The following is a 5729-nucleotide window of genomic DNA, read 5'->3' as shown; positions in this document are numbered from 1 at the left end:
GTTCGCGAATCCCGGCGGGACGCTGGACGAGTAGCCACGTCCAGTCGACACTGCGAAGGCGTTGCCGCGGCAACGGAGGATTGTCAACAATCACAGTGGTGATTGCCTGCGGGGCGAGGTCCGACCGGCGCGCTCAACGGCCGCCGATAAGGCACGAAGGCAGTGATCTGCTGCGAAGGTACGCCGGCGGGTCGGCCGGTTGATGGTGGCCATCGTCCGCGAGCTCGACGGGAACAGCAACTGTGCGTCTGGGGTGTTCGCCGCCGAGATCAGCACCGTCAACGGGGCACCGCGCGGTCGCACAAATGTGGATCTTTGATCCTGGTTTGCCGCGGTCGACCGGGTTTGGCCACGTCAGATCCCCCTTTTGAGCGCCCCGGACGCTGATCGAGTCACCACTGCCCGCGACCAGTCGATCCCACCGGGCTCCCGCCGGACTACGGCGAGATCGTCCGCGCGCTGGTGCTGAGCGAAAAGACGGTGAGCGTGCACATCTCGAACATGCTGCGCAAGACCGGCACGACCGGCCGGGTCGAACTCGCTCAGCTCGCCCACAGCTTCACAGCCGCCCGCAACGATCGGCACGCCTGACTTATCCAGCGCCCGAAGCAGCCAGCAGGACGGGGCGTGACCAGACCAACCACCAAGTCCGGCGTTCCCACCTTGGCCAGTCGGCACCTACCCTCCCACAACGACGCCGAAGCCGGCACCCGGCCGCACGCACGGCCCGGGCCCGATTAGCAGAACCTGAGGGTCCAGGCCAACTATCTGAGGACTGGAACCCAATGTGGAACAGCGGCCACCAGAGCAGCGTCGACGACACCACCAAACGAAGCAGCCCAGATGACCATCGCCGCCGCATTTGGAGCCGCAATCGCGGCCGCCTCCCGCCGTCGGCGTCCCGCCACCCGCACTACCGGATGAAACCGGAAACCGGATGGGAATGACGATGAGCAGTATCGACATGCAAGCATCAGCCTCCGCCACCACACCAACCACAGCCCGCGACGCGGCCTTCGCCACCGGGATCTCCATCATCGGAGCCATCTGCGGCACCGTCCTGACGGCGACGTTCGAAGGCTCGCCGGGTCAGAAACTAACCGGCGCGATCATCGGGGCCGTGGTGGCGACCTTGTTCTCGGTGACCGGGCCGTACCTGCACGTCCGTGCGGCCGTCGGTGTCGTGGTGACCGGCGCCGCGCTCCTGCTGACCTATAGCGGTGCCGCGGTCGCCGACGGATTCACCGGCAAAACTACTTACCCGCGTATCGAGTCGACACCGACGCCGACGCCCTCCCCAACACCGTCCACAAGCAGCGCCGGGCCGGACGAGACGTGCGAGGGAAGTCTGTGCCTGTCCGTACCGCAGGAGCAGCAGCTATGCGCGGCAGCGGGATGCCATGCCTCGATCGTGATCGCCAACACCGGCAGCCGGCCGTTACGCATCAACGAGATCGAGATCGAGGGTCCGGCCGCCCAGACCTTCCGGCACAGCGGTGACTGCGCGAACCAGACGGTCAAGGCTGGGCGGACGTGCACCGTCGTGGTCACCGTCGTCGCGGAGCCGACCGGCACGGCGACCCTGGTGATCCACCAGAACCTGGCAGGGCCGGCCACACAGGTGACGCTGGTGCCGTCCGGCACGGCCGACCGCCGGCCGAACTTCCGCATGTCCACCAAGGCGACCTGCTCGATCTCGACGATCGGATCCGACCGATTCACCATCCGCACGGCGGTCCGCAACGACGGGCCCGGCGGCTTTGAGGGATCGGTGCCCGTCCGCGTCGCGGAGACCGGCGGACAAACCCGAGAATTCGCCGCCACCATCGATGCCGTGGTGCTGAGCATTCCGACGGACCTGTCATCGGCCGACGGCACGCATACCTTCACCCTCACCGTCGACCCCGATCACGAGGTCGACGAAGCCGACGAGACGAACAACATCCGACGCATCACGGCCACGGTGCCGCAGGGCCCGAGCGGCACGAGCGACGTGCCCTGCACGCCGTCGTGAACGAACGGACGAGGCCCCCGGCCTCAAGATCCGCGGTGTCACAGGATCTGCAGGTACCCGGTGTGTCGGGCAAGCAGTCTGAGAGTTCCGTTGGCAACAGTCACCGCTTCATGGAAATAGCAGCCGGTGCGCACGGCGCGGCGGTGCTGGGCACCGTCGCCGGCCGGATCAGGAACCGCTCTACGTGCCACCGTTTAGGGACGCGACGTCGTCAGCCGGATGGTGCCGCGTGCTCAGCCGATACCGCAGCCGCCGGGAGGCCGTCAACGTCCGGCCCGCGTGCTGCTGGCTCGGACAGCGTCCGCGCCGCCTTCGCCGCGGCTTCGGAGGTGAAGCCGCCCCGAGGACCTGGACCCCGGCCAACTCGACATGATGCCGTCAGGGGGCGAGACTCGGAGATGTGACGCTGGCTGGGCGTGCCGAGGATAGTGCGGCGGTGCTCGCCTGCATCGGTGACGCCGTAGGCGGGCGGGCCTCGACACTGTTGGTACGCGGCGAGGCGGGTGTGGGCAAGACTTCGCTGGTTGGCGAGACGTGCCGGGCGGCCAGTGATCGGGTGGAGACGATCTGGGCTGGTTGCCTGCCGCTGACCTCGATGACTGTGCCGCTGCTGCCGTTACGTGGGGTGCTGCGGCTGGCCGGCCTGGGCGACGGTGTCACGGTGGTGGAGTTCGACGCCTGGCTGGACCGTTCGACCGCCGACCGGCCGGTGGTGCTGGTCGTCGACGATCTGCAGTGGGCTGACCAGAGTTCCCTCGATGTCCTGCTTTACGTGATCGCCGGGCGCCAGGATCGGGGACTCGCGTTGATCGTCACGTTGCGGGCCGGGGCCGAAAATGAGCGGCTGTCCGGCTGGCTGGCCGATGTGCAGCGCCTTCCTCGCGTACGCGAACTGATCCTCGACCGGCTGGACCGGGCCGGGACCGGTGAGCAGATCGCCGGCATCTTCGGCCGTCCGCCCGACGAAGGGCTGGTCGACGAGGTGCACGTGCGGACTGGCGGGAACCCGTATTTGACCAGTCTGCTGGTGCGGGACGTCGATCCGCGGGCGACCGTGCTCCCGGCGTCGCGGCCCGTGCGCCTGCGCGACGCGGTGATCCGGCCCTGGCGCGAGATGTCGCCGCAGGCCCGGGAGTTGACGCGGATCGTGGCGGTCGGCGGGCATCCGCAGTCGTATGACCGGCTCGTCCGGATCGCGCTCACGCTGGGATTCGGCGCACCCGTGCTCCCGGTGCTACGTGAGGCGGTCGAGGCCGGAGTGATGCGGGCGACCCTGGAGGGGCGTTACTGGTTCACCCATCCGCTGCTCGCCGAGATCCTGGACGGCGACCTTCTCCCGGAGCAGCGGCGGCAAATGCATGCCTCATACGCGTCGGCGCTCCACGACGACCCGACGGACATCGCCGACCTGGCCGATCACTACGAGCGAGCGGGAATGACCGAGCCGGCGTTCCGGTGGGCGTTGCAGGCCGCCGATGCCACTGCCGGCGCCGCGGAACGGTTGCGCCTTTTCCGGCGTGCCCTGTCGCTGTGGCCGAACCTCAAGAACCCCAAGATCAGCCGGACCGACCTCTGGGAGCAGATCCGGGCCGCGGCCGCGCAGGCGGGGCTGGGGCCGGAGGACCTCGAAGCGGTCGAGGCGCTGATCGAGTTGCTACCGCCGGATCGGGAGCCGCTGCGGTTGGGCCGACTGATGGTACGCCGGGCGGTGTTACGCATGTCGATGGGTATCGACGGGCCGAATGTGGAGCTTCGGCGGGCGGCGGTCGCGGTCACCGCGCCGTATCCGGGCAGTGTGGAACACGCGCTGGCCACTGGCCGGCTTGCCGAGGCGATGCTGTTCGCCGGCGATCCCGACGGCGTCCCGCTGGCCGGCACGGCCCTCGAGCTTGCCGAGGCGTGCGGCGACGAAGAGGCACTCCCGGCTGCGCTCATTCCCACGGCATACGCGAAGCTGCGGACCGGCAGGCCGGGCGCCGAGCAGGATGCGACCCGGGCCTGGAAGATCGCCTCGCGCCTGCGCCTCTTCACCACCTTCAAAGACGCCGTGTACGCGACCGTGAACGTGCACCACAATGCGTCGCCGAGCTACGCAGCCGCCATCTATCGCCGGGGCGCCGAGGACCTCGCCGCTCGCGGGGCGCCGCACAGCCACATAGCCGAGATGTGCGCGTGGGAGGCGACTCAGCTGTTGCGGATGGGCGACTGGCCGGAATGCCGGCGACGGCTACGGGTGGCGCTCGGCGCGCGGCCCGGGCCGCGCGGCGACGCGGTCGCGCGGCTAACCGCGGCCGAGCTCGCCTGCCTGCAGGGCCGCCAGGCGGAGGCCGAAGGGCACCTCGCCCGCGCCGAGGAAATCTTCGCGGTACACGCCAGCGGGCTATCGTTCCTCCGGTTCAACGAGGTGCGTGCCCAGATGGCGTTCGGCGCTGGCAACCCGGAGCGCGCTTACGAGATAGCCGTACGCGACCTCGACTGCGGCCGATACGTCGAGGAGATGCTGCCGATCGCCGCGCGAGCGCTCGCCGACCAAGCCGACGCCTGCCGCGACAACGGCAGGGATCCGGCCCGCGTACTGGCCGCGCTCGCCGACCTCCGCCGCCGCTACCCCATCGTGGTCCCGGACCCTGGAGCGGTGCTGCCGGACGACGAGCAGCGCGCAATGCAGGCGGGGGCGGACGCTGAGACGGCCCGGGCGGCCCGTGATCCCGCCGAACTCGTGCTCTGGCGAGCGGCCGCCGACGCCTGCTACGAGGCCGGGCTGCCCTGGGAGGAGGCTTACACCCGCTGGCGGCAGGCCCAGGCCGCCCTGCGCGACCGGCGCACCCACCGCGAGGCCCCCGAAGCCCTCCGCCGCGCCCAACAGCTCGCCACCGACCTCGCCGCGCAGCCGCTGCTCACCGACCTACAGAAGCTGGCGCGCAGCGCCCGCATCAACCCGACCGAGACCGCTCGCCCCGTCGAACCGACATCCGACCTGCCCGGACTGACCCGCCGCGAACGAGAAATCCTCGGCTACCTGCTGGCCGGCGGCACCTACGCCGAGATCGCGAAGGCACTCGTGTTGAGCGAGAAGACGATCAGCGTGCACATCTCGAACATGCTCCGCAAAACGGGGACAGCCAACCGGGTACAACTCGCCGAACTCGCCCGCAGGCGGCGAGAGGAGAGACCCCGACACGACGGTAGCGACATCCGATGAGATCCTCCCATCGTGGGCCAGCAGGCCGAGGACAGCGTGCAGGCGCCGACACCGAGGGTCTTGCGGCCTCGATCGTCTATGACGGATTGTCCTAGGCAAATGCGATATACACCCGCTCAATTTCGGGTGCGTCGGCAATCCTGACCTGTATGTGCCGGTCGTCCGGACGGGCGGCATGGATGGCAACGATCAATGGGCGTTCCGAGGTGTGTACGACGGGCCGTCACGATTCTATTCGGGCGGTGCAACATGCCACTCGTTCGGGGATACACGCGCCCTTGGCGAGGGCGGTGCGAGGACCAGCAACCTAAGGACCCGGTTCCCGGCTTGGTTCCCCAAAACCGCTTCTTCCAAAGCGCCATTCCTTCGCAGTTTCTGCAGTGCGCAGGGTCTCAAACTCTGTAGGCAGCAGGAGGGGAATGTACAAGAACAGAAAAGGCCGAAACACCAACCCGTTCAAGATCACACGTCCTCTTTTAGCCGCGAACCGCTCGCTACACAGCGTCACGTCGC

General features: G+C 68.7%; 3 protein-coding genes. All 3 read left to right on the top strand.

The annotated features are described in order from the left end of the window. The first annotated feature begins 447 nt into the window (after positions 1–447). The 3 genes from Ari01nite_RS49140 to Ari01nite_RS51250 all read left to right on the top strand — a co-directional run bounded on the left by Ari01nite_RS49140 (position 448) and on the right by Ari01nite_RS51250 (position 5216). The gene (locus Ari01nite_RS49140) at positions 448–591 is read left to right on the top strand and encodes a LuxR C-terminal-related transcriptional regulator (RefSeq protein WP_275410974.1); all 144 of its coding nucleotides are present in this window, start codon (positions 448–450) and stop codon (positions 589–591) included. Between the two features lie 595 nt (positions 592–1186). After that, on the top strand, positions 1187–2014 hold the full coding sequence (locus Ari01nite_RS49135; protein WP_203791627.1) for a CARDB domain-containing protein: 828 nt from the start codon (positions 1187–1189) through the stop codon (positions 2012–2014). 400 nt (positions 2015–2414) lie between these two features. Continuing rightward, positions 2415–5216, top strand: a complete 2802-nt coding sequence (locus tag Ari01nite_RS51250; protein WP_203791626.1) for a helix-turn-helix transcriptional regulator — start codon at positions 2415–2417, stop codon at positions 5214–5216. Positions 5217–5729: the final 513 nt, after the last annotated feature.

It is taken from the genome of Paractinoplanes rishiriensis (genome assembly GCF_016862375.1).
Taxonomy (GTDB): Bacteria; Actinomycetota; Actinomycetes; order Mycobacteriales; family Micromonosporaceae; genus Actinoplanes; species Actinoplanes rishiriensis.
Note: the sequence above shows the minus strand (reverse complement) of the source record. Positions and strands in the feature narration are given on the sequence as shown.